Annotated in this window: 18 protein-coding genes and 1 tRNA gene; 6 read left to right on the top strand and 13 right to left on the bottom strand. The window is 70.4% G+C overall.

Going from position 1 to position 20,548, the window contains the following annotated elements; all coding sequences use genetic code 11:
* The first annotated feature begins 70 nt into the window (after nt 1-70).
* Both G3I78_RS37475 and G3I78_RS37470 read left to right on the top strand, forming a co-directional pair.
* Nucleotides 71-1,126 carry a LacI family DNA-binding transcriptional regulator gene (locus G3I78_RS37475; RefSeq protein WP_164433164.1) on the top strand — a complete coding sequence of 352 codons (1,056 nt, stop codon included), beginning with the start codon at nt 71-73 and terminating at the stop codon, nt 1,124-1,126.
* A gap of 66 nt (nt 1,127-1,192) precedes the next feature.
* Nucleotides 1,193-1,972 (top strand): serine/threonine protein kinase, encoded by a 780-nt coding sequence (locus G3I78_RS37470; protein ID WP_164433162.1) that lies wholly within the window; start codon nt 1,193-1,195, stop codon nt 1,970-1,972.
* Nucleotides 1,973-1,981: 9 nt separating this feature from the next.
* Here G3I78_RS37470 and G3I78_RS37465 read toward each other — a convergent pair whose 3' ends face one another.
* On the bottom strand, nt 1,982-2,878 hold the full coding sequence (locus tag G3I78_RS37465) for an SDR family oxidoreductase (protein WP_164433160.1): 897 nt from the start codon (nt 2,876-2,878) through the stop codon (nt 1,982-1,984).
* A gap of 168 nt (nt 2,879-3,046) precedes the next feature.
* Here G3I78_RS37465 and G3I78_RS37460 point away from each other — a divergent pair, with 168 nt between their 5' ends.
* Nucleotides 3,047-3,922 (top strand): LysR family transcriptional regulator, encoded by an 876-nt coding sequence (locus G3I78_RS37460; RefSeq protein ID WP_164433158.1) that lies wholly within the window; start codon nt 3,047-3,049, stop codon nt 3,920-3,922.
* Between the two features lie 49 nt (nt 3,923-3,971).
* Here the strand turns inward: G3I78_RS37460 and G3I78_RS37455 are convergent.
* From G3I78_RS37455 to G3I78_RS37440, 4 genes are all read right to left on the bottom strand, one after another.
* A tRNA-His gene (locus G3I78_RS37455) sits at nt 3,972-4,047 on the bottom strand.
* 76 nt (nt 4,048-4,123) lie between these two features.
* Entirely contained in the window at nt 4,124-4,726 is a 603-nt protein-coding gene (orn, locus tag G3I78_RS37450) for an oligoribonuclease (protein WP_164433155.1), read from the bottom strand.
* Between the two features lie 157 nt (nt 4,727-4,883).
* On the bottom strand, nt 4,884-6,110 hold the full coding sequence (locus G3I78_RS37445) for a helix-turn-helix domain-containing protein (RefSeq protein WP_164433153.1): 1,227 nt from the start codon (nt 6,108-6,110) through the stop codon (nt 4,884-4,886).
* A gap of 387 nt (nt 6,111-6,497) precedes the next feature.
* Nucleotides 6,498-6,803, bottom strand: a complete 306-nt coding sequence (locus G3I78_RS37440; RefSeq protein ID WP_164433151.1) for a hypothetical protein — start codon at nt 6,801-6,803, stop codon at nt 6,498-6,500.
* Between the two features lie 363 nt (nt 6,804-7,166).
* Here G3I78_RS37440 and G3I78_RS37435 point away from each other — a divergent pair, with 363 nt between their 5' ends.
* Nucleotides 7,167-7,694: a universal stress protein gene (locus G3I78_RS37435; RefSeq protein ID WP_164433149.1), complete on the top strand. Its 528-nt coding sequence runs from the start codon at nt 7,167-7,169 to the stop codon at nt 7,692-7,694.
* 116 nt (nt 7,695-7,810) lie between these two features.
* A complete protein-coding gene (locus G3I78_RS37430; RefSeq protein ID WP_164433147.1) occupies nt 7,811-8,371 on the top strand; it encodes a GPR1/FUN34/YaaH family transporter in 561 nt (186 codons plus the stop codon).
* A 109-nt stretch (nt 8,372-8,480) separates the two neighbouring features.
* On the opposite strand, the gene glmS is transcribed toward G3I78_RS37430, so the two are convergent.
* A complete protein-coding gene (glmS, locus tag G3I78_RS37425; protein WP_164433145.1) occupies nt 8,481-10,298 on the bottom strand; it encodes a glutamine--fructose-6-phosphate transaminase (isomerizing) in 1,818 nt (605 codons plus the stop codon).
* Between the two features lie 12 nt (nt 10,299-10,310).
* Nucleotides 10,311-10,568 carry a hypothetical protein gene (locus G3I78_RS37420; RefSeq protein ID WP_164433316.1) on the bottom strand — a complete coding sequence of 86 codons (258 nt, stop codon included), beginning with the start codon at nt 10,566-10,568 and terminating at the stop codon, nt 10,311-10,313.
* 186 nt (nt 10,569-10,754) lie between these two features.
* Between G3I78_RS37420 and G3I78_RS37415 the strand changes: the two genes are divergently transcribed.
* Entirely contained in the window at nt 10,755-12,317 is a 1,563-nt protein-coding gene (locus G3I78_RS37415; RefSeq protein WP_164433143.1) for a metallophosphoesterase family protein, read from the top strand.
* A gap of 17 nt (nt 12,318-12,334) precedes the next feature.
* On the opposite strand, the gene G3I78_RS37410 is transcribed toward G3I78_RS37415, so the two are convergent.
* From G3I78_RS37410 to desA, 6 genes are all read right to left on the bottom strand, one after another.
* Nucleotides 12,335-13,240 (bottom strand): DUF4429 domain-containing protein, encoded by a 906-nt coding sequence (locus G3I78_RS37410; protein WP_164433141.1) that lies wholly within the window; start codon nt 13,238-13,240, stop codon nt 12,335-12,337.
* A 23-nt stretch (nt 13,241-13,263) separates the two neighbouring features.
* Nucleotides 13,264-14,997: an RICIN domain-containing protein gene (locus G3I78_RS37405; RefSeq protein WP_164433139.1), complete on the bottom strand. Its 1,734-nt coding sequence runs from the start codon at nt 14,995-14,997 to the stop codon at nt 13,264-13,266.
* A 172-nt stretch (nt 14,998-15,169) separates the two neighbouring features.
* The gene (locus tag G3I78_RS37400; protein WP_164433137.1) at nt 15,170-16,942 is read right to left on the bottom strand and encodes an IucA/IucC family siderophore biosynthesis protein; all 1,773 of its coding nucleotides are present in this window, start codon (nt 16,940-16,942) and stop codon (nt 15,170-15,172) included.
* Nucleotides 16,939-17,472 (bottom strand): GNAT family N-acetyltransferase, encoded by a 534-nt coding sequence (locus G3I78_RS37395; RefSeq protein ID WP_164433135.1) that lies wholly within the window; start codon nt 17,470-17,472, stop codon nt 16,939-16,941. The genes G3I78_RS37400 and G3I78_RS37395 overlap by 4 nt, the downstream gene beginning before the upstream one ends.
* Nucleotides 17,469-18,746: a lysine N(6)-hydroxylase/L-ornithine N(5)-oxygenase family protein gene (locus G3I78_RS37390; protein ID WP_164433133.1), complete on the bottom strand. Its 1,278-nt coding sequence runs from the start codon at nt 18,744-18,746 to the stop codon at nt 17,469-17,471. Before G3I78_RS37390 ends, G3I78_RS37395 begins: the two co-directional genes overlap by 4 nt.
* Nucleotides 18,730-20,172 carry a lysine decarboxylase DesA gene (desA, locus tag G3I78_RS37385; RefSeq protein ID WP_164433131.1) on the bottom strand — a complete coding sequence of 481 codons (1,443 nt, stop codon included), beginning with the start codon at nt 20,170-20,172 and terminating at the stop codon, nt 18,730-18,732. The genes G3I78_RS37390 and desA overlap by 17 nt, the downstream gene beginning before the upstream one ends.
* Between the last annotated feature and the right edge of the window lie 376 nt (nt 20,173-20,548).

Below are 20,548 nucleotides of genomic sequence, written 5' to 3'. Positions count from 1 at the left end.
CAGCCACTGGAACAGGCGGGACTGTTAAATTCCAGGCCAGCGTCAAGACAACGGTGGAAGGCGGAGCCCCATGGCAAGCCACGGAGCGCGGAGCCGGAGCGGTGGGCGGCCCACCCTCGAAGAGGTCGCCGCGCGCGCCGGCGTCGGGCGAGGGACCGTTTCCCGGGTGATCAACGGATCGCCCCGGGTCAGCGACGCGACCCGCGCGGCCGTCGAGGCGGCGGTGGCGGAGCTGGGCTACGTCCCCAACACGGCAGCCCGCGCGCTCGCCGCCAACCGCACGGACGCGATCGCCCTGGTCGTCCCCGAGCCGGAGACCCGCTTCTTCGCCGAGCCGTACTTCTCGGACATGCTCAAGGGCGTCGGCGCGGAGCTCTCGGAGACCGAGATGCAGCTCCTGCTGATCTTCGCGGGTAGCGACCGCGAACGCCGTCGGCTGGCCCAGTACCTCGCCGCGCACCGCGTGGACGGCGTGCTCCTGGTCTCGGTCCACGCGGACGACCCGCTGCCCGACCTGCTGGCCCAGCTGGAGATCCCGGCGGTGATCAGCGGTCCGCGCTCGGCGGGGGAGACGCTCCCGTCGGTGGACTCCGACAACTACGGCGGCGGCCGCTCGGCCGTGGAGCACCTGCTGTCCGGCGGCCGGCGCACGATCGCCCACATCACCGGCCGCCTCGACGTGTACGGCGCCCAGCGCCGCGTCGACGGCTACCGCGACGCCCTGCTCGACGCGGGCCACGAGGTGGACGAGCACCTGATCGAGCCCGGTGACTTCACCGAGGAGGGCGGGCGCCGCGCGATGACCAAGCTCCTGGCCCGCCGCCCCGACCTGGACGCTGTCTTCGCCGGCTCCGACGTCATGGCGGCCGGCGCCCGCCAGGTGCTCCGCGAGGAGGGCCGCACCATCCCCGCCGACGTGGCCCTCATCGGCTACGACGACTCCGCCATAGCCCGCCACATGGACCCGCCCCTCACCAGCGTCCGCCAGCCCATCGAGGAGATGGGCCGCCGCATGATCGACCTCCTCCTCTCGGAGATCGCCGACCGCCGCCCGGCGGTCTCACGGGGACTGGAACGCCGACAGGTGGTCCTGGCCACGGAACTGGTGCGGCGGACGTCGTCCTGACCTGCTGCGTCAAGAGGTTGAACACAAGGATCACCCGCGTCCACGCACCCGACCCCGGTGAGGGCCATGACTGCGCACCCCCTGCTGGGAGTTGACACCGTCCCCGAGACCGAGCCGTACCTGCGGACCGTCGGCGAGGTGTTCCGTTCCTTCGGCGACCAGGACTCGGGCTGTGTCGCCCACGGCATCCAACTCCCGGACGGACAGCGCTGGTTCGTGAAGGAGGCGGTGACCGGCCGGGGGCAGCGCTCGCTCGACCGGGCCTGGGACTTCCACCGGGTGGTCCGGCACCCGGCGATCGTGCCCCAGCTGCACCGGATCGCCGTCGGGGGACGCCGTACGGCCGTCGTGATGCCGTGGCACGAGGGCGAGATCCTCTACGACCGCACGGCCCGGGCCCGCTTCCGCGCCCTCCCGCTGCCCCGGGTCCACCACGCCCTGGACCGCATCCTCGACGCCCACCTCGCCGTGGAGGCCGCGGGACAGGTCGCCGTCGATCTCTACGACGGCGCGTTCCTCTACGACTTCGACGGCCACGAGATCCATCTGATCGACCTCGACGAGTACCGTCCCGGCCCGTTCGTCCTGGCCGAGGACCGGCTGCCCGGCTCCACCCGCTTCATGGCACCCGAGGAGTGGCGGCGCGGCGCCGAGATCGGCATCCGCACCACCGTCCACGCCCTCGGCCGCACCATCCGCCTCCTGCTGGACGCCGGCCCGGGCGAGGACGCCTTTCGCGGTACGGCCGCGCAGCTAGCGGTCGTAGGGCGGGCCACGCGGTCGGACCCGGCCGAACGGTACGGCGGTGTACGGGAGTTGGTGGTGGCGTGGCGGGCGGTGTCGTAGCGGAGGGGGTCAGGCCGTCCTGAAGTAGTGGCCCGCCGCCAGGTCGGGGATCAGTGCGGGGTGTTCCGGCCACCAGTCCAGCAGCTTGCGGGTGAGGTCGGCGGAGGCCCGCATGTCGACGGAGGCGAAGCGGCCGAGCCAGCCGAAGTGGTCCGTCGCCTCCTCGGGGGCCACGCTCACGACGGGCACGCCGAGCCCCCGCCCGATCGTCCCGGCGATCTCCCGGAACGGCACCCCCTCGTCCCCGATCGCGTGCAGCCGCACCCCCGCCGGCGCCGCCTCCAGGGCCAGCCGGTACAGCCGGGCCGCGTCGAGCCGGTGCACGGCCGCCCAGCGGTTGGAGCCGTCGCCGACCATGCCCGAGGCGCCCTTCTCGCGCGCGGCGGCGACGAACATCGGCACGAAGCCGTAGTCGCCCTCGCCGTGCACGCTCGGCGGCAGCCGCAGCACCGCGGCGCGCACCCCGTGCTCGGCCAGCGCGAGCGCGGCGGTCTCCGAGGCGTGCCGGTGCCTGGCGGGGGAGGCCGGGTCGGCCGGCTGGTCCTCGGTGGCGACCTGCCCCGGCGCCGTCAGCAGTCCCGAGCTGACCACGAGCGGCTTCCCGGTGCCCGCCAGCACCTCGCCCACGGCCTCGATCGCCCTGAGGTCGGCCTCGCCGGACGCGGTCAGGTTCGTGAAGTCGTGGATGAACGCCAGATGGGCGACCCCGTCGGCCCCCTCGGCACCCCGGCGCAGACTGTCGAGATCGTCCAGGTCCCCGCGGTGCACCTCCGCCCCGGCCTTCCTCAGCGCCTCGGCCGACCGGTCCGAACGGGCCAGCCCGACGACCTCGTGCCCGGCGCCCAGCAGCTCCCGGGTGACGGCGGAACCGATGAAGCCGGTCGCGCCCGTGACGAATACACGCATGGTGAAGTCCTTCGTTTCACGACGACGGTGAGTGACCTCCATCGTGGGAAGGGAGGGCGGTCCCGGTCCAAAGCCTGTTTCGCATCGCGCAATACGAATCAGGCATCACACCAGGTCAGCTGCCATTTCCTCGCGATCACGGCGGACCGGCGGGCGTACGCTTCGGGCATGACCGACCTCGACCTCCGCCTGGTCCGGTACTTCACGGCCGTCGCCGAGCACCGGCACTTCGGACGGGCCGCCGACGCCCTGCACATCACCCAGCCGTCGCTGAGCCGGCAGATCCGGCGGCTGGAGCAGCAGCTGGGCGCGCGGCTCCTTGAGCGGACCCCGCAGGGCAGCGGGCTCACCGAGGCGGGGGAGGTCTTCCTGCCCCGCGCGAAGGCGCTGCTGCGCTCGGCGGCCCAGGCGGCGTCCCTCACCCGGGCGGCCGCCGAGCCGAGCCGGATCACCGTCGGGTACACGGCGGGCCTCATCGTCACCCCGGCGGTGCGCGAACTGCGGGCCCGCTTCCCGGACGCCGACGTCAGGACCGCGCACATCGACTGGGGCGAGCGGACGACCGTCCTGTCCGAGCTCAAGGTCGACGCCCTGGTGACCCGGCTGCCCTTCCCGGCCGACGAGGCGCAGGTGACGGTCCTGTACGGCGAGCCCCGGGTGCTGGTCCTGCCGGTCGGCCACCGCCTCGCGGGCAAGGAGTCCGTCACGCTCGACGACATCGCCGACGAGCCGCTGGTGCGGGTGGCCGACCCGGTCTGGAACGCGTACTGGCGCATCGACCCGCGCCCGGACGGCCGCCCGGCACCCGGCGGCCCGCTGGCCGACGCCCTGGAGGACAAGTTCGAACTCGTGGCCTCCGGACAGGCCCTCGCCATCACGGCGCTGCCCCGGGCCGGCGCGCTGCGCCCCGACGTCACCGCGGTCCCGCTGCACGGGGTGGAGCCGGCGCATGTCGTCCTCGCGACCCGCGCCGAGGACCGGAGCCGTCTGGTCGCGGCCTTCCGCAAGGTCGCGCGGACGTTCCTCAGGGCGCCCGGCCCATGAAACGACCTCAGCCGGTGACCTTGTCTCCAAGGTCACCGGCTGAGGTGAGTGGGGTGAGTGACGGGACTCGAACCCGCGGCATCCTGGACCACAACCAGGTGCTCTACCAGCTGAGCTACACCCACCATGTTCGGCTGTTCGGGTTTCCCCGACCGGCCGAGAAAAAGTGTACAGGGTCCGAAGGGGTGCTCGCGCACGCCTTTACTGTGCAGGCAGGACGTGCTTCGCGGCGATGGACCTGGCGGTGTCCGAGTCGGGTCCCGGCTGGGGTACGAAGATCGCCTCGCGGTAGTAGCGGAGTTCGGCGATCGACTCGCGGATGTCGGCGAGGGCGCGGTGGTTGCCGTTCTTCTCCGGGCTGTTGAAGTACGCCCGGGGGTACCAGCGGCGGGCCAGTTCCTTGACGGAGCTGACGTCCACGATCCGGTAGTGGAGGTAGCCCTCCAGGTCCGTCATGTCCCGGGCGAGGAATCCGCGGTCGGTGCCCACGGAGTTGCCGCACAGCGGTGCCTTGCCGGGTTCCTTGACGTGCTCGCGGATGTAGGAGAGGACCTGCTCCTCGGCGTCGGCGAGGGTGGTGCCGCCGGACAGCTCGGTGAGCAGTCCGGACGCGGTGTGCATCTGACGCACCACCTCCGGCATCGTCTCCAGCGCCCGGTCCGGCGGGCGGATGACGATGTCCACACCGTCGCCGAGCACATTGAGCTCGGAGTCGGTGACGAGGGCGGCCACCTCGATGAGCGCGTCGTCGGACAGCGAGAGGCCGGTCATCTCGCAGTCGATCCACACCATGCGATCGTTCATGCGAACACCCTACGGCTGACGTCCGGCTTTGGGGTGCCCCGGTACCGGGGTCGGCGCAACAGGGGGCTGCCGCCCCCCGGTATCCCCGCGTCGGCCCCGAAGGAGCCTGGGCCTCAGACGCCGGACGGGCTGGAAGTGCCCGTCCGGCGCCGAGAGATCACGCTCCGCTGCGCTGTCCCGGAAGACCCACCCGGCCGCCGACGTACAGCTCGCGGCCGTTGTCGGACGGCAGGCCCACGGGGGCCGGGGTGCGGCGGGTCTGGAGCGGCACCGGGCCGCTCTCCGGGTGCAGCTGCACGGGCGGGCTGGGGGCGGGCCCCGGCGCACCGGGCACCGGACCGTCGCCGTCCAGCGGCTTGTCACCCTGCGGGCGGCGTGCCCGGTACGCGGCCCGGTAGGCGGCCGGGGACGAGCCCAGCTGCCGCCGGAAGTGCCCGCGCAGCGCCACCGGCGAGCGGAAGCCGCAGCGTCCGGCGACCTCGTCCACCGAGTAGTCCGACGTCTCCAGCAGCCGCTGGGCCTGGAGCACCCGCTGTGTGATCAGCCACTGCAACGGCGCGCTTCCCGTGAGCGAACGGAACCGGCGGTCGAAGGTACGGCGGCTCATGTACGCGCGCGCGGCCAGCGTCTCCACGTCGAACTGCTCGTGGAGGTGCTCCAGCGCCCAGGCGACGACCTCGGCGAGCGGGTCGGCGCCGATCTCCTCTGGTAAAGACCTGTCGAGGTAGCGCTCCTGACCGCCCGAGCGGCGCGGCGGTACCACTAGGCGGCGGGCCAGCGCGCCGGCCGCCTCGTTGCCGTGGTCCGTCCGCACGATGTGGAGACAGAGGTCGATTCCGGCCGCGGTACCGGCCGAGGTCAGTACGTCGCCGTCGTCCACGAAGAGCTCTCGTGGATCCACGTGCACCGACGGGTAGCGCTTGGCCAGCGTCGGCGCGTACATCCAGTGCGTCGTCGCGGGGCGGCCGTCCAGCAGGCCCGCCGCGGCCAGCACGAACGCGCCGGTGCACAGGCCCACGATGCGGGCGCCCTCTTCGTGCGCCCGGCGCAGTGCGTCGAGTGCCTCCTCCGGCGGCGGTGAAGTGATCGAGCGCCAGGCCGGCACGACGACCGTGCCCGCGCGTGAGATCGCTTCCAGGCCATGCGGTGCGGTGAGTTCCAGGCCCCCTGTGGTCCGCAGTGGGCCTTCCTCGCCGCCGCACACCAGCAGTCGGTAACGGGGTACGCCGGCGTCCTGGCGGTCGATCCCGAACACCGACAGTGGTATGGAACTCTCGAAGATGGGGCCGCCGCTGAACAGCAGCACCGCGACGATCTCCTTGCGGCGTCGCCCGGAAAGCTTCCGGGCCGCGGCTTCCGGCGCGGCAGTGGAGTCGTGGCTCATACTGCTAAGCCCCCCTCGGTGGTCGCGGCACTCCTCGCTCGTCGGGCTTGTCGCTCCAACACGTTTCCCCTCGGTCCTGCACGAGTCCCCCGCCGTAAGACAGTCAAGATCGAATCTACTGTGTCCCGTGGTGTCGGCGTGACCAGTTCGTCATCCGGCACATTGTCGACTTGGCAACTTGGCGTAAAGCATTCGATCACGAAGCGTTGCACTCGTGGGCCGTGCAGGGAAGTGCGCCTTGTGGCAGTGGCTAATCCACGTAGGGTGCGCGGGGCCCTGGAGACCCTATCCGTGCAGGTGGAACGGGGGTTGAGGGGTGGTCGGGCCAAGGGATGCGGCCAACGCGGAAGTTGGCTGAAAAGAGTCGGTCCGGTGCATGGAAACCGGTCAGCCGACCGGTGTGCTTCCGCCGGTGTGACGACCGCCTCGACGGGACCCGCCGCCGCTCCTGTGACGGTGGCCGCGGTGGGGCGCCCGTTCCTCGGCGTGCAGGCGGGCCGCGACCCGCTCCGACTGGCGCAGGAGGATACGGCAGACGGCCGTGACGGCGGCGAGTCCGAGGGCGGTGCCGGTGGCGCCGGCGAGCGAGGTGCCGTACCAGACGAGCACCACGGGGACCAGGACACAGCTGAAGGCGGCCCAGCGGACCACGTCCGTGCTGGATTCCTCGGCGGGCGGTCGGTGTCCGGTCATCGCGTGCTCCCTGTGGCGTCTCCCTGCGGCGTGGCTCAGGGGGTTCAACGCGTGTTCGACCGGTCGGTCACTGTGCCGAGGGGCCGTTCGGTGGGACCCGGCGCAAGACCGGCCACGTGAATCCTGTGCAAACCGCCTGTACAGCGCAGCAACCATTGCGTTACGGGCGCCCCCTCGTGCATGCTCCCTGGAACCCCCACACCATGTGGGCGGGATCTGGGCTAAGGAGGCGTGCCGCCGTACCCTTGGGGGTATGGGCGTGGGAAGACCATTCCCGGACACAGCTCCGCCGCACACAGCTGCCGCCGTCAGCGAGCCCCGCTCGCCGGCCCTCCCACAAAGGATCGAAAAGCCGAGACAGCCATGGCCGGTCACGAATTCTTCGAACCAGCGGACCGCAAGCGGCCCGTCGCCGACCCCACGGCGGCCGAGCCCCAGGCGGCGGAAGAGCCACGCCACTCCTGCGACCCCGCCTTCAAGCACGGCGTCGTCGTGGGCTTCGACGGCTCCACATCCAGCGAGCGCGCCCTCGCCTACGCGATCGGCATGGCCCATCGCTCCGGCTCGGGCCTGGTCATCGTGCATGTCGCGAACCGACTGCCCACCACCGTGTGGGCCGGCTGCGAGCCACCGGTCTTCGTGGACGTGCCGGACCATCGCACCGAGGTGCTCGGCCTCGAACTGGCCTGCGCGGACTACCTGGCCGAGGTGCCCTGGATCCTCGTCGAGCGCGGCGGGGACATCTGCCACGAACTCGAGGAGGTCGGGCGGGAGTACGAGGCGGACGCGATCGTCGTCGGCTCCACGCACGGCATCGTGGGACGCATCTTCGGCTCCGTCGCGGGGCGGCTCGCCAAGCGGGCCAAGCGTCCGGTCGTCGTCATTCCGTAACTCGCCGTTCTCCCTGGTGAGATGTGCAAATCTACTCGTGCGTAGAGGTGTTTGTGCCCTTGTGAAGGGCATATATCGGTCACCGCACAACTGCACATGCACGAAGGGAGCCCGCCGTGGACAAAGACGTCTCCGCGGGAACTGCGACCACCACCGTGGTCGGCCGACTGGCCCTGGGCGTCACCCTGTTGGCGTTCGGACTCGGGAACACCGCTGTGATCGACGGGGTGTCGGCATCCGACGCCGTATCACTGGCCCACTACGTAGGCGGCGTCGCGCTGTTCGTCGCCGGACTCCTCGCCCTCCGCGACCGCGACACGGCCGACGGTACGGCGTTCTCGGCGCTCGGCGCGCTCTGGTTCACCTGGGCCGTCGCGGACCGCGGCTCGGCCGACGCGGCGGGGCTGTTCCTGCTGCTGTTCGCCCTCGTCGTCCTGTCCCTGACCCTCGCGGGAGGGGACCAACTCACCCAGGGCACCTACGGGTTGTTCCTCGTCTGCCTCGTGCTGCTCGCCCTCGCGCAGTTCGGGGCCGGCGGCGCGCTCACCAAGGTGGGGGGCTGGTTCGCCGTCGGCTCGGGCGCGCTGGCCTGGTACGCGGCGACGGCCGCACTGGCCCACTGGCCGACGGTACTTCCCCGACGCGCTGCGGGCCGAGAGGTGACGGCCACCGGCTGACGCAGCGACGGGCCGGGGTATTGGGCGACCCCGGCCCCTGAAAGAGCGATCCCCTGTGCTGGTGGCACACAGGGGATCGTTCATGTCCGGGGCGGGGAACGGCGGTTGGCTACTCCACCGTCACCGACTTCGCCAGGTTCCGCGGCTTGTCGATGTCCCGGCCCAGGGCAAGTGCCGTGTGATAGGCGAGGAGTTGGAGGGGGATGCCCATCAGGATGGGGTCCAGCTCGTCCTCGTTCTTCGGGACGACGATCGTCTCGTCGGCCTTCTCCTGGTGCTGGTGGGCCACCGCCAGGATCCGGCCGCTGCGGGCCTTGATCTCCTCCAGGGCGGCGCGGTTCTTCTCCAGCAGGTCGTCGTCCGGGACGATCGCGACCGTGGGCAGGGCCGGCTCGATGAGGGCCAGCGGGCCGTGCTTGAGCTCGGAGGCGGGGTAGGCCTCCGCGTGGATGTAGGAGACCTCCTTGAGCTTCAGGGAGGCCTCGCGGGCCACCGGGTAGCCCCGGACCCGGCCGATGAAGAGCATCGAGCGGGCCTCCGCGAACTGCGCGGCCAGCTTCTTGATCTGCTCCTCCTGCTCCAGGATCTCGGAGATCTGGCCCGGCAGCCGGCGCAGCCCCTCGATGATCCGCTTGCCGTCGCGCACCGAGAGGTCGCGGGTGCGCCCCAGGTGCAGGGCGAGCAGCGCGAAGGCCACCGTGGTGTTGGTGAAGCACTTCGTGGAGACCACGCAGACCTCGGGGCCCGCGTGGACGTAGATCCCGGCGTCCGACTCCCGCGCGATCGCCGAGCCGACGACGTTGACGATGCCGAAGACCCGGGCGCCCTTGCGCTTGAGCTCCTGGACGGCGGCGAGGACGTCGTAGGTCTCACCGGACTGCGAGACGGCCACGTACAGCGTCTCGGGGTCCACGACCGCGTTGCGGTAGCGGAACTCCGAGGCGGGCTCGGCGTCCGCGGGGATGCGGGCCAGCTCCTCGATCATCTGGGCGCCGATCATGCCCGCGTGGTACGAGGTGCCGCAGCCGAGGATCTTCACGCGGCGGATCTGGCGGGCCTCACGGGCGTCCAGGTTGAGGCCGCCGAGGTGCACGGTGGAGAAGCGGTCGTCGATGCGGCCGCGCAGCACGCGGTCCACGGCGTCGGCCTGTTCGTGGATCTCCTTGTGCATGTAGGTGTCGTGGCCGCCCATGTCGTAGGACGCGGCCTCCCACTCGACCGTGGTGGGCTCCGCCGTCGTACGGGTGCCCTCGGTCGTGTAGGTACGGAAGTCGTCGGCCTTGAGGGTGGCCATCTCGCCGTCGTCCAGCGTCACTATCTGCCGGGTGTGGGCGACCAGCGCGGCGATGTCCGAGGCGACGAACATCTCCTTCTCGCCGATGCCGAGGACCACCGGGGAGCCGTTTCGGGCCACCACGATCCGGTCGTTGAAGTCGGCGTGCATCACGGCGATGCCGTAGGTGCCCTCGATCACCCGCAGGGTGTCGCGGACCTTGTCCTCCAGTTCCTCCGCCTGGGAGCGCGCGATGAGGTGGACGAGGACCTCGGTGTCCGTCTCGGACTGGAACACCACACCATCCGCCTCCAGCTTGCGGCGCAGGTCGGAGGCGTTGTCGATGATGCCGTTGTGGACGACGGCGACCTTGCCCTCGGCGTCCAGGTGCGGGTGGGCGTTCACGTCGGAGGGGGCGCCGTGGGTGGCCCAGCGGGTGTGCGCGATGCCGGTCGTGCCCTTGAAGCGGGCCGGGACCTTCGCCTCCAGGTCGCGCACCCGGCCCTTGGCCTTGACCATCTTCAGGCCCGCCGTCCTCGGCGAGGTGACGACGATGCCCGCCGAGTCGTAGCCGCGGTACTCCAGCCGCTGAAGTCCCTCCAGCAGCAGGGGGGCGACGTCACGCTTGCCGATGTAACCGACGATTCCGCACATATATGGGTATTCCTAGCCGTAGACGATGCGGCGCAGCTGCCTGAGCGTAAGCTCCGGCGGCGCGACCGCCCGGTATTTCAGGTCCGCCTCGATCCGACCGAAGATCTCCGCGTTGACCAGGCCCTGGGCCTGAAGCTCACGGTGGCGGCGACGGACGTACTCCACGGTCGTCTCGTCGAAGTAGGCGAGCACGTCCTGGACCACCCGCAGCGCCTCGCCCCGGCTCAGGGGCGTGGACCGCGTCAGATGATCAACGAGTTCGTCGTGCACCCGGTAGATCCTGGGGGACCGGAACGGCTTTCGCAAGAATCCTGCCCGATATCGGGCAAGCGGCTGTTGGAAATCCTTGGAAGAACATTGAATCTCTCATGAGTCCCTGTTCGCGAGCTGTCCATCCTGCGTCTTGCGGTCCGTCGCCCGGGGAGACGAGTTTCAGACGCCATGGACATTCCTCGCATGGGAGTACCCGAGAAGCTCGCCGAGCGCATGAGCATGGCCGAGCAGCACGAGTACCTGCGCGCCAGATTCTCCCGGCGCACGATGATCAGAGGCGGAGCCGTCACGCTCGGCGCCGTCGCCGGTGGCGCGTTCGTTCCGGGCGCCACCGCCCAGGCCGCCGTTCCCACCCAGACCTTCGCCAGTGCCGCGAGCGTCGACGGCTCCCTCGTCGCCCCCTTCGGCCGGCACCTCGCGTGGGGCAACGACCCGCGCACCGAGGTCACCGTCTCCTGGCAGGTCCCGGTCGCGGTGAAGAAGCCCTTCATCCGCATCGGCGCCCGCCCCTGGGACCTCTCGCGCAAGATCGAGGCCGAGGTGCGCACCCTGTACACCCCGACCGGCGTCGGCGCGAGCGCCGACCACACCCAGTACTACCTGCACGCCAAGCTGAGCCACCTGCGCCCCGGCCAGACCTACTACTACGGCGTCGGCCACCAGGGCTTCGACCCGGCCGAGCCGCACCTGACCGGCACCCTGGGCACCTTCACCACCGCGCCCGCCCACAAGAAGGCGTTCACCTTCACCGCCTTCGGCGACCAGGGCGTCAGCTACCACGGCCTGGCCAACGACAGCCTGCTGCTCGGCCAGAACCCGGCCTTCCACCTGCACGCCGGTGACATCGCCTACGCCGACCCGACCGGCCAGGGCCAGGCCGCCGACACCGGCTTCGACTCCCGGGTCTGGGACCAGTTCCTCGCCCAGACCGAGTCGGTCGCCAAGTCCGTGCCGTGGATGGTCAGTTACGGCAACCACGACATGGAGGCCTGGTACTCGCCCAACGGCTACGGCGGCGAGGAGGCCCGCTTCACGCTCCCCGACAACGGGCCGGACAAGAAGCACCTGCCGGGCGTCTACTCCTTCGTCTACGGCAACACCGCGGTCATCTCGCTCGACCCGAACGACGTCTCCTTCGAGATCCCGGCCAACCTCGGCATCTCCGGCGGCACCCAGACCAAGTGGTTCGAGGCGCAGCTGAAGAAGTACCGCGCCGCGAAGGACGTCGACTTCATCGTCGTGTTCTTCCACCACTGTGCGTACTGCACCTCCACCGCGCACGCCTCGGAGGGGGGCGTGCGCCAGGAGTGGGTGCCGCTGTTCGAGAAGTACACGGTGGACCTGGTCATCAACGGCCACAACCACCAGTACGAGCGCACCGACGTCATCAAGGGCAACAAGGTCACCAAGAAGCTCCCGATCGGCGAGACCGCGTACCCCGAGACCGAGGGCGTCGTCTACGTCACGGCGGGCGCCGCGGGCCGCAGCCTGTACGCGTTCACCGCGCCGGACTCCTACGAGGGCCACCTCAACGAGCAGGAGTCCGTCGCCTCCTTCATCAACACCAAGGACGGCAAGGTCAACGAGACCGTCGCCTGGTCCCGGGTGCGCTACCTCAACTACTCCTTCCTGCGCGTGGACGTCGAGCCCGCGTCGAAGGGCCGCTACGCCAAGCTGAAGGTGTCGGGCATCGCCGAGACCGGCGACCGCATCGACCACTTCACGGTGGCGCGCAGGGCCAAGTAGCGGTCACGAAGGGGCCGTTACATCCGCTTGAGGATCGCCTGCTTGGCCATGGTGAACTCCTCGTCCGTCAGGACACCCGTGCGGTGCAGCTCACCGAGCTCGCGCAGCCGGCGCAGGAGCGCGTCATGACCGTCCTCGGCGGCGACCGGAGAAGAAGGCGTTTCCGGTCGTGGCTCCTTGCTTGTCAGTACACCGCTTTTCTGTACGTCCGTGGCGGCGGCCCGGGCCGGGTGCGGAAGCCTGGCCTGGACCGCCGCCGCGACCAACGCCATCAGCGGGTCCTTCTTGAAGCCCCACAGCTCCACCGCGTTGGGGTCGTACTTCGGCGGCGCCTTGGTCGGCGCGTGCCGCACGGTGAAGCGCAGATGGCCGTTCTCCAGGCCGACCGCGGGCTGCCACTCCACGGCGATGATGTCGGCCATGGCCAGGCTGCGGGCGCCGGCGGACGCCTTGGCGTCCTCGGTCTTCCAGTTCCACTCCAGCCGGATGTGCTCCCCGTCGAAGGCCGCGGTGCCGTCGCCGGCCGACACCGACAGGGGCACGGCGGGGCCGGGCAGCAGATACCCGTCCACCGGGTCGGTGGGGACCTGGTCCAGGAGCAGCGCGTTGCGCACCTCGTCCACGAAGTACTCGGCGACGCCGTAGCGGTCCGACTCGACGATCAGCTGGTAGGGGTCGTGCGGCTCGGCCAGCCGGCCGCCGGTCGCGTGCAGCAGCGGGTCGGCGCCGTCGCGCAGCCGCAGCCTCAACCGGCCGGTCTTCTTGCCCTGTTCGAAGGAGACGCCCGCCAACGCACCGAGCGGTACGACGAGTTCACCGAGCGTCTTGCGGAGCAGTCCGACGTTCTTGTCCCTTCCCGGAGTCAGGCGCAGCGCGTCGCCGTCGAAGACCCATGTGCCGTCCTTCTGGAGGATTTCCGCCATGGGGAAATTCTGGCATCCGGGGCTCAGTTGCCCAGTGCCTCGGACAGGGCGTCGTCGAGCGCGAAGCGGATCGCCTTGCTCCCGGTCCCGGCCGACAGCATCCGGATCTCGCCGTCGCGGATCCCCACGGCGATGTCCGGGTTGTCCTGGCAGACCAGCGTGAAGGTCTTGTCCCGGTGGGTCTCGACGACGAACGCCTGGTCCTCCGGGTAGGGGGCGCTGTCGCCCTGCTGGTAGGCGCAGGGCCGCATCTGCATGGGGTCGCCCGGGGCCCGGTAGCCCGCGATGTCCAGACAGAACGTCGAGGCCACGTGCTGGAGGTCGACGGCCCCCTGCCCGACGGCGACGACCCGCCACTGCTGGGTGGCCCCGCCGGCGCACGCGGCCGGTACGGGGGCGTTGTCCGGGGAGCTCCCCGGGGTGGCGGTGACACAACTCCCGGGATCGGCCGCGCTCTTCAGGGCGACGGTCGCGAGCACGGTGCCGGGTGCCGTGGTCGGCGAGGGCGCCGCCGAGGAGGGCCGGGAGGCGGAGGGCGGCGGTCCGTAGGAGTCCACGGCCGTCCCGGTCCCGGTGTCGGACAGCAGGTTCAGGGTGACGGCGCTGGCGACGGCGGTGACGACGACGGCGGCGGCCAGGGGGAGGACGGGACGGCGTGGGGCGGGGGTGGTGGTGCGGGGCGGGGTGGGGGTGGTGCCCGGTGGGGTGGGGGTGGTGAGGAAGGCGGGGGGAGCGGGGGTGGTGGGGGCTGTGGGGGTTTCGGGGGCGGTGGGGGAGGGGGAGGGGGAGGCGGTGGTGTCGGGTACGGGCTGTTCGGGCTCGGTCCGCGGGGGCTGTGCCGTGCCGGACGTCGGCCGGGGCTCCGCCCCCGAGGCCGACCCCGCGCTGCCCTTGCCCTTGCCCCTGCCCCGTAAGGCCGCCTTGGCCCACGAGCCCATCCTCGGGCCCCCGGGCTTGGCGTGGCCGCCGTCGGTCCGCCCGAGTCCGAGCCCGGGCACCGTCAGCGGCGTGGGCGTCGGCGGCCGTGCCGAGCGGTACGCCGGGCCGCCCCACACCAGGAGCCGGTCGACCAGCAGGGGCCGTAGCTCCGCCGCGTCTCCCGAGGTCAGCGTGCGCAGCAGCGCGATGTCGTGGGCGCAGAACTCGCAGGACTCCAGATGCCGTTCGAGGTCCGGCGGGGTCTCGCGATGGGTGCCGCGGGCGATGGCGCCGAGCATGCCGCCGTAGTGGACGCAGCGGGCGTCGGTCGTGTGCTCGGCGCGCAGCCGCAGGAAGGTGTCGGCGAGCCGGGCGCGGGCCGCCTCGGCCATCGACTCGGCGAACTCCTCCGAGGTGTTCAACACCCTTGCTGCGAAAGCCGGTTCGGCCTCCGCCTGGCACAGCCACAGCGCCGCCCGGGACTGCTCGGCCAGCTCCCCGAACGCCCGCAGCAGCAGGGAGTCGTGCTCCACGTGCCGCAGGGTGTCCGTCGTACCGAAGGACTCGCCGGCCCGCTGGGCCCAGTCCCGGAAGCCGGGGCGCAGGACGGCGGAGCGGCCGTCCCGCAGCCAGCCGAACGCGGTCCGGCGGACGTCGGCGAGGAGGGCCGGACGGGTGGCGGGCCCCTGCTGGGCCGTCAGCACCGCCGTGGCGAGGTCCGCCGCCGTGGCCGGTCTGCCGCAGAACGCGCTCGCGTAGGCGTGGACGGCCGCGACGTCCTCCGCCGCGAACCCGGCGTCGGGGGTGCGCAGGACTTGCTGTGGCGTGTGCTCGGACATCATCGTCTCGTCTCCCCCCAAAGGAGCGCGGTCACGGCAAGATGTGGACCGTAGTGGCACTCACTATGACGATGCTGTGCTCACCATGTGCTCAAGAGACGCAAGAAGAGCCAGAAAAAGACGGGGCACAGGAGGACCGTACTCCCGTGCCCCGCCTGGTCGTTGGGCCGTCCTACAGGCCCGCGATGGGGTTGTTCAGGGTGCCGACCAGCTGGAGTGCGCCGGACGGGTCGGCCAGGTCCACCATCTGCTTGTTGTCGCGCAGCTGGAGGCGGTTGAGGCAGGAGCGGGCGAACTCGGGCGCGAACAGGTCGTACTGCTTGAACTTGTCGGCGAGTTCGGGCACCGAGTGCTGGTAGTCGCGGGTGACCTCGGCGACCGTGCGCCAGAAGTCCTCCTCCTCCAGGACTCCTTCGGCGGCGAGGTTGGCCGCGAGGAAGCGGAAGAAGCAGTCGAAGACGTCCGTGAAGATCGACAGGAGTTTCATGTCGTCGGGGACCTCGACGCGCAGCCGCTCGACCGTCGGCGGCAGCACCGCGTCCGGGTCCATGACGGCGATCTCCTCGGCGATGTCCTTGTAGATCGCCCGCTCCACCACGCCGTCCTTGAGCGCCAGGATGACGTTCTCGCCGTGCGGCATGAACACCAGGTCGTAGGCGTAGAAGCTGTGCAGCAGAGGGGTGTAGTACGCCTTGAGGTAGCGGCGCAGCCAGTCCGCCGGGGTGAGCCCGGACCGCTCGATCAGCGCACCCGCGAAGGACCGGCCCTCGTGGTCGACATGGACCAGGGAGGCCATCGTGGCGAGCGACTCTCCGTCCTGGAGGGACGCGACCGGGCTCTCGCGCCACAGTGCGGCGAGCATCTTGCGGTATGCCGAGTAGCGGTCGGTGGCGGCCTCGTACTCCAGGTGCCGGTAGCCGACGGCGGCCCGCTCGCGGATGATCGTGAGGCCCGTCGACTTCAGGACCGGGTCGCCCTCGATGAGGCCGGCCAGCCAGTCGTTGATCGCCGGGGTCGCCTCCATGTACGCGGCCGAGAGTCCGCGCATGAAGCCCATGTTGAGGACGGACAGGGCCGTCTTCACATAGTGCTTCTCGGGGTGCGACCTGTTGAAGAAGGTCCGGATGGACTGCTGGGCCAGGTACTCGTCGTCGCCCTCGCCGAGGCAGACCAGCAGGCCGCGGGCGACCTCGGCGGCGAAGGTGACGGTGAGCTTGTTCCACCACTGCCAGGGGTGGACCGGGATGAAGAGGTACTCGGCGGGGTCGTGACCCCCGTCGCGCAGGACGCCGTGGAAGCGCTCGACGGTCTCCTCGCCCAGCTCCTGGCGTACGAAGGACTCGTACTCGATGCCGACCCCGGCCGTGAACGCGGCGCGGGAGCGGTGCGCGGCGAGCCAGACCAGGCGGACCGGGCTCGCGGTCTCGGGGGCGTACGAGAGGTACTCGTGGATGCCGAAGCCGAGCCGGCCGTTGTTGGCCACGAAGCAGGGGTGGCCCTCGGTCATGCCGGTCTCGATCTCCTGGAAGCCCGAGCGGATCAGCTCGGCGACCGGGATCTGCGGCTTGGTGAGCTTGTAGCAGGTGCCGGAGAGGGTGGAGGAGATCTCCTCCAGGTAGATCGGCAGGATCTCGTCGGTCAGGCCCAGGGTGTTCTTCAGCTCGATGAAGAAGTCCAGGGCGGCGAGCGGGAGTTCGGCGCCGTCGCGGTGGCGGGTGATGGAGTCGGCGTCGACCTGCCAGTGGTCGAGGGCGCGGCGGACGGCCGTGAAGTCGTAGCGGGTCTTGCCGTCGTCGCTGCGGACGACGTACTGGTCCTTGTCCGTCTCCTCGGGCTCGATCAGCCGCTCGTGCGCGAACTCGGCGAGCCCCTTGCGGATCAGCAGGCGGTTGGCCGTCTCCCAGCGCTCGGGGGAGAGATGGGCCACGGCGTCGGCGAGGCTCATGCGGACACCCCCGTCGCGAGGAGGAACTGTTCCCGGGTGCAGAAGCTCAACAGGGCCATTTTCTCCGGCTTCTGTATCTCGCGCTCGGGCACGAACCCGACCGCCTCGTTCAGGGCGTGGACGGCCTTGTTGGTGACGTCCGGCTCGACGACCACTCGCTCGACGGCCGGGTCCTCGAAGAGGTGGGCCATCACGGCGGTGATGACGGCCCGGGTGAAGCCGTGCACGAGCCTGTCGGTCGCCGGGGTGAGGAAGTGCATGCCGACATCACCCGCCAACGGCTCGTACAGGCCGACGAGTTCGCGGTGGGCCGGGTCGTACCTCTCCATCAGGAAGACCGGCACGCCGTCCTCGTCGAGCCCCAGCAGAGCCTCCTGGTGTGCGTCGGCCGCGACCTCCATGTAGGCGCGCTCGACGTCCTCCAGCTTCGCGTCCTGCATCATCCAGAACGCGGCCTTGGGGTGCGTGAGCCAACCGTGCAGCAGCTCGGCGTCCCTGAGCGGGTCCAGCGGGCGGAAGGTGAAGGTCATACGGAAAACTCCTGGAACGCGATCGTCTTCTCGACCGGGTAGTACTCGGTGCCGAGCAGCTCTCGGATGATGCAGCTGTTGCGGTAGGCGCCCATGCCCAGGTCGGGGCTGGTGATGCTGTGGGTGTGGACGCCGGCGTTCTGGAGGAAGACGCCTCGGCCCGTCACGTCGATCGCGTAGTCGCGGGACACGTCGAAGTTGCCGTGGGAGTCGTAGACCAGGCGGTCCTTGACCGGGGCGAGGAACTCCGGCTCGGTGTACTTGTAGCCGGTGGCCAGCACCAGGCCCTGGGACTCCAGCTCGAAGTCCTTCTCCTGCTCCTCCTGGCGGAAGCCGAGCGTGTACGTGCCGTTCTCGTGACGCGCGCTGTTCAGCGCGGAGTTGGTGAGCAGCCGGGTGGGGACCGGACCGCCGAGGTTCTTCTGGTAGAGCAGGTCGAAGATCTCGTTGACGAGGTCGCCGTCGATCCCCTTGAACAGGCCCTTCTGCTCGGCGGTGAGCCGGTAGCGGGTGGCCTCGGGCAGCGCGCGGTAGTAGTCGATGTACTCCGGGGAGGTCATCTCCAGCGTGAGCTTGGTGTATTCGAGGGGGAAGAAGCGCGGGGAGCGGGTCACCCAGTTCAGCCGGTAGCCGTGCACGTCGATCTCGCTGAGGAGGTCGTAGTAGATCTCCGCGGCGGACTGACCGGAGCCGACGATCGTGATCGACTCCTTCTTCTGGAGCTCCGCCTTGTGCTGCACGTAGCGGGAGTTGTGGAAGAAGTCGCCGCCCAGACCGCGGACGGCCTCCGGGTGGTGCGGGGAGGTGCCGGTGCCGAGGACGAGTCGCCGGGCGTGGAACACCACACCGTCGGCGGTCGCGACGGAGTAGACGCCGTCCTCGTACGTCACCTCGGTGACCGTCGTGCCGAAGCGGACGTTGCTCAGCCTGTTCGCGGCCCAGCGGCAGTAGTCGTCGTACTCCACCCGCAGCGGATAGAAGTTCTCGCGGATGTAGAACGGGTACAGCCTGCCCTTCTCCTTCAGGTAGTTGAGGAAGGAGTACGGCGAGGTCGGGTCGGCGAGGGTGACCAGGTCCGACATGAACGGGGTCTGGAGGTGGGCGCCGTCCAGGAACATGCCGGCGTGCCACTCGAAGTCGGGCTTCGAGTCCAGGAAGATCCCGTCGAGTTCGTCGATGGGTTCGGTGAGGCAGGCGAGGCCGAGGTTGAACGGGCCGAGCCCGATCCCCACGAAATCGTAGGTTTTGTTCGGGACTTCAGGACGCGCGGTCAAGGGACTCTCCCAGGTACTGCTCGGCGTGGCCGGCGATCAGATCGAGGACGGCGGCCATGTCGTCGGCCGTGGTCTCGGGGTTGAGCAGGGTGAACTTCAGGTAGTGGCGGGCGCCCACCTTGGTGCCCGCGACCACCGCGTCGCCGGAGGCGAACAGGGCCTTGCGGGCGTAGAGGTTGGCGCGGTCGATCTCGGCCGGGTCGGTGACGGCGGCCGGGATGTAGCGGAAGACGAGGGTGGAGAGCGAGGGCTCCACGACCACGTCGAAGCGCGGGTCGGCGGCGAGCAACCGCCAGCCCTCGACGGCCAGGTCGCAGACCTCGTCGAAGAGCCGGCCGATGCCGTCGGCGCCCATCACGCGCAGGGTCATCCACAGCTTGAGGGCGTCGAAGCGGCGGGTGGTCTGGAGGGACTTGTCCACCTGGTTGGGGATGCGCTCCTGCACCATCCGGCGCGGGTTGAGGTACTCCGCGTGGTAGGTGGCGTGTCGCAGGGTGGCCGCGTCGCGAACCAGCACGGCGGACGAACTCACCGGCTGGAAGAAGGACTTGTGGTAGTCCACGGTGACCGAGTCGGCGCGCTCGATGCCGTCGATGCGGTGCCGGTACTTGACCGAGGCGAGCAGTCCGCAGCCGTAGGCCGCGTCGACGTGCATCCACACCCCGAACTGCTCGCACAGCTCGGCGATCTCGGGCAGCGGGTCGATGGAGCCGAAGTCGGTGGTGCCGCCGGTGGCGACGACGGCCATGGGGACCAGGCCGTCCCGCTTGCAGCGCTCCAGCTCGCGGGCGAGGGCGACGGTCTGCATCCGCTTGTCGTGGTCGACGGGGATCGACACGACCGAATCGGCGCTGAGACCAAGGAGTTTGGCCGACTTCTTGACGCTGAAGTGGCTGACCTCGGAGGCGAAGATCCGCAGTTCGGCCAGGCTGTCGGCCTTGGCCTCCTCGCGGGCGAGCAGCAGGGCCTGGAGGTTGGACTGGGTGCCGCCCGAGGTGAACACGCCGTCGGCGGCGGGACCGAGACCGATGCGCGCGGTCGTCCAGTCGATCAGCTTGCGTTCGATGAGCGTGCCGCCGGCCGACTGGTCCCAGGTGTCCAGGGAGGAGTTGACGGCGGAGAGGATCGCCTCGCCGAGCACGGCCGGGATGACGACCGGGCAGTTGAGGTGGGCGAGGTAGCGGGGGTGGTGGAAGTAGATCGCGTCGCGGAGGTAGACGTCCTCCAGCTCGTCGAGCACCGCCGCCGTGTCCAGCAGGGGCTTGTCGAGGTCGATCTCGTCGATGCGGGGGGTGAGGGCGTCGACGGTGATGCCGGTGAACGGGCTTTTGGCGGTGGCGAGTTTGGCTGCCACCCGCTCGACTCCTTCGGTCACGGAGCGGCGGTAGCTCTCCGCGGTCGTGTCATTGAGCAGGTGCGAGCGCATGTGGGGGTCCTCCGGTGGGGACGGTCCGTGCGGGGCGGGCAGGGCAGGAGCGGGGGCGGAACCCCGGCTTAAACTTAGGTAAGCCTAACCTAATTAACGACAGCGAAACCGCGCCCCATCCGTGACTGCCGTCACTCGCCCCGGACCAGGGCCTGTTGCGCGAGAGGCGTTCGCAACGGGCCCTGGCGGGTGTCGTTTGGATCAGGCCCGCTGTGAGGAGCGGTGTGCCCTGGCGGGCCTGGGCGGGGTCTGGTGCGTGCGGCTGCGAGGCGGAGGGGCCTTGTCGATCGGCCGCTGCCGCGGCGGGCGACGCGATGGGGGCCCCTCCCGCGCGAGGTTGTTCGGGCGTGGGAGTCGGCGAGTGACGACAACGCCG

The organism is Streptomyces sp. SID13726 (assembly GCF_010548375.1).
Classification (GTDB): domain Bacteria; phylum Actinomycetota; class Actinomycetes; order Streptomycetales; family Streptomycetaceae; genus Streptomyces.
Note: the sequence above shows the minus strand (reverse complement) of the source record. Positions and strands in the feature narration are given on the sequence as shown.

Coding starts and splice junctions, on each gene's coding strand:
- G3I78_RS37475 (WP_164433164.1), top strand. CDS start 71: ATGGCAAGCCACGGAGCGCGGAGCCGGAGCGGTGGGCGGCCCACCCTC.
- G3I78_RS37470 (WP_164433162.1), top strand. CDS start 1,193: ATGACTGCGCACCCCCTGCTGGGAGTTGACACCGTCCCCGAGACCGAG.
- G3I78_RS37465 (WP_164433160.1), bottom strand. CDS start 2,878: ATGCGTGTATTCGTCACGGGCGCGACCGGCTTCATCGGTTCCGCCGTC.
- G3I78_RS37460 (WP_164433158.1), top strand. CDS start 3,047: ATGACCGACCTCGACCTCCGCCTGGTCCGGTACTTCACGGCCGTCGCC.
- orn (WP_164433155.1), bottom strand. CDS start 4,726: ATGAACGATCGCATGGTGTGGATCGACTGCGAGATGACCGGCCTCTCG.
- G3I78_RS37445 (WP_164433153.1), bottom strand. CDS start 6,110: ATGAGCCACGACTCCACTGCCGCGCCGGAAGCCGCGGCCCGGAAGCTT.
- G3I78_RS37440 (WP_164433151.1), bottom strand. CDS start 6,803: ATGACCGGACACCGACCGCCCGCCGAGGAATCCAGCACGGACGTGGTC.
- G3I78_RS37435 (WP_164433149.1), top strand. CDS start 7,167: ATGGCCGGTCACGAATTCTTCGAACCAGCGGACCGCAAGCGGCCCGTC.
- glmS (WP_164433145.1), bottom strand. CDS start 10,298: ATGTGCGGAATCGTCGGTTACATCGGCAAGCGTGACGTCGCCCCCCTG.
- G3I78_RS37415 (WP_164433143.1), top strand. CDS start 10,755: ATGGGAGTACCCGAGAAGCTCGCCGAGCGCATGAGCATGGCCGAGCAG.
- G3I78_RS37410 (WP_164433141.1), bottom strand. CDS start 13,240: ATGGCGGAAATCCTCCAGAAGGACGGCACATGGGTCTTCGACGGCGAC.
- G3I78_RS37405 (WP_164433139.1), bottom strand. CDS start 14,997: ATGTCCGAGCACACGCCACAGCAAGTCCTGCGCACCCCCGACGCCGGG.
- G3I78_RS37400 (WP_164433137.1), bottom strand. CDS start 16,942: ATGAGCCTCGCCGACGCCGTGGCCCATCTCTCCCCCGAGCGCTGGGAG.
- G3I78_RS37395 (WP_164433135.1), bottom strand. CDS start 17,472: ATGACCTTCACCTTCCGCCCGCTGGACCCGCTCAGGGACGCCGAGCTG.
- desA (WP_164433131.1), bottom strand. CDS start 20,172: ATGCGCTCGCACCTGCTCAATGACACGACCGCGGAGAGCTACCGCCGC.